3 protein-coding genes are annotated in these 1,984 nt (G+C 37.2%); all 3 read left to right on the forward strand.

Annotated elements, in window-relative coordinates:
* A partial coding sequence (locus tag ACFQ88_RS39590; RefSeq protein ID WP_379463437.1) for a hypothetical protein occupies positions 1-253 on the forward strand: 253 nt, incomplete at its 5' end.
* Between the two features lie 482 nt (positions 254-735).
* Positions 736-909, forward strand: coding sequence for a hypothetical protein (locus ACFQ88_RS39595; protein WP_375839303.1), 174 nt, complete (start codon positions 736-738; stop codon positions 907-909).
* A 90-nt stretch (positions 910-999) separates the two neighbouring features.
* Complete coding sequence (locus tag ACFQ88_RS39600) at positions 1,000-1,908, forward strand: rolling circle replication-associated protein (RefSeq protein ID WP_375839305.1); 909 nt, start codon at positions 1,000-1,002, stop codon at positions 1,906-1,908.
* Positions 1,909-1,984: the final 76 nt, after the last annotated feature.

Below are 1,984 nucleotides of genomic sequence, written 5' to 3' on the forward strand. Positions count from 1 at the left end.
TTTGAAAACAAAATTTCGTTTCTCCAGTATAACACAAAACGTGATTTTTGAAGCAAAACGGTTCCTCTTTATGGAGCCGTTTTTTTTATTTCCCGAAGGGTTATTTGTCAGAATGACAAACCGATTTCGAGCCGGCGAGAACCCATTGTCACACCACGATTTAGGGGGTGTGTATAAATGGGCACTCTCTGTGAAATTTGAAGCTTTGAAATTCCGAATGGCGCACTTATACACTCTGTCGAGTGAGTGCTAAAATGCTGAAGCATTTCCGTCAAGCGTGTGGAGGAATCTTGTAGAGAGATATAGCATAGATACCCGTATCTCTAGAGATATTTTGGTATATCCCTGCTATATCTATGGGGTATCTATGCTATATCTTTGGCTTCAAAAACGGCACCTGTTCTAAGAGCATAGAAACTCAACAGGCACAGCCTGTTTGACACCCTTTTTTTTAGGGTGGCACCGAGTTTCCTTATGCTCTTTTTCTCTGAAGCTAAACCTGTTTTATATGTCGTAGTCTTTTTATTGGGAGTGACCCCTTGCTGTACAATTTCCGGAGGTGCCGATAAGGGACGAATTTTCCCTTGTCGGTTGCCTTTGGGGATTGTAAGGGGTGGAGGCTCGGAATCAAAAGGAAACGAAATATCATTCCGAGTGTGCTTCTTTTTTCTGTTCTTGAATTCTATTATTTCCAATGTTAGAATTATGTTAACAACTTGTTAGGAGTGTGTTTGGATGGAAGAGAAAAAACAAATTGGACCTCGAATTACTGTTGAAACATTTAAAAAGCTAGAGTTATTAGCCGAACATTTTACAAAACACAATGAATTTGGAAGAGTTTCAAAAGATGCTGTAATTGAGTTTGCTATTAAGGAATTGTATAGGGACTATTTGGGAAAAGGACGCTAATTTTTGTTGAAAAACTGACTTCGGATTTGGGGTTCTTTATTATTAACTTGATTTTAATTAAACATTACAGGAAAAATTGAGGGGAAATGGATGGATAAACGCAATGGTGACGCGGTTTTCATAGCTCCAAATGATGTTGTAAAAGTGACCACTATGAATCACGTCATTGAAGTTCAGCATATGGAGAAGATGAACCGGAAAAATAATATCAAAAAATTGGACAAGGATAGGTTTGTAGACCTCTCTACTGGGGAGATCCGGGAGTTCGAGCATTCGGAAAATCGGCAGGAAAATTATAATTCTTTGAGACAAACCTTTAAGAAGCTGCGTTATTTGATAAATAACAATTTTATAGGACGGCCAAATGAATTACATATAACTTTGACATACAAGAAAAATATGACGGACACGAAAAAACTTTATAGTGATTTTCAAAATTTTATCGACAGGTTGCGTTATAAATACAAGAAAGAAAGTTCGATAGATTATTTATCGGTGGTAGAGCCACAAGGACGTGGAGCCTGGCATTGTCATGTTTTAATGCGCTTTAATGATTTGGATAAGATTTATATTAAAAATGCTGAATTAAGGAGTCTATGGGGTTTAGGATTTGTAACAATCAAGTCATTAAAGGATATAGACAACATAGGAGCCTATTTGAGCGCTTATTTGACTGATATAGACCTAGAAGATGTCCAAGACAGGGAAACAGCCTTAAAAGTGGCTTCAGAGGGCTGTGAGGTGCAAACAAAGATCGTAGAAGGTCGGGAAAAGAAATTTTTAAAAGGCGGACGGCTGCACATGTATCCTTCCGGAATGAATATGTATCGAAAATCAAAAGGGATTGTTAAGCCGGAACGGGAAGAAATGAAGTTCGGAGACATAAAAAAAGTAGTGGGTTCGGCAAAACCACACTACGAGAAAAGTTATCATGTCGAAAATGACAATTTTGAAAACACAATTTCGTTTCTCCAGTATAACACAAAACGTGATTTTTGAAGCAAAACGGTTCCTCTTTATGGAGCCGTTTTTTTTTTTTAACGAATGGGTATTTTTAATAATTAAAAAACGATTT

Source organism: Paenibacillus sp. NPDC056579 (assembly GCF_042793215.1).
GTDB lineage: Bacteria > Bacillota > Bacilli > Paenibacillales > NBRC-103111 > Paenibacillus_S.

Bases quoted from the DNA above. Each gene is read 5' to 3' on its own strand.
- ACFQ88_RS39595 (WP_375839303.1), top strand. From the start codon at position 736: ATGGAAGAGAAAAAACAAATTGGACCTCGAATTACTGTTGAAACATTT.
- ACFQ88_RS39600 (WP_375839305.1), top strand. From the start codon at position 1,000: ATGGATAAACGCAATGGTGACGCGGTTTTCATAGCTCCAAATGATGTT.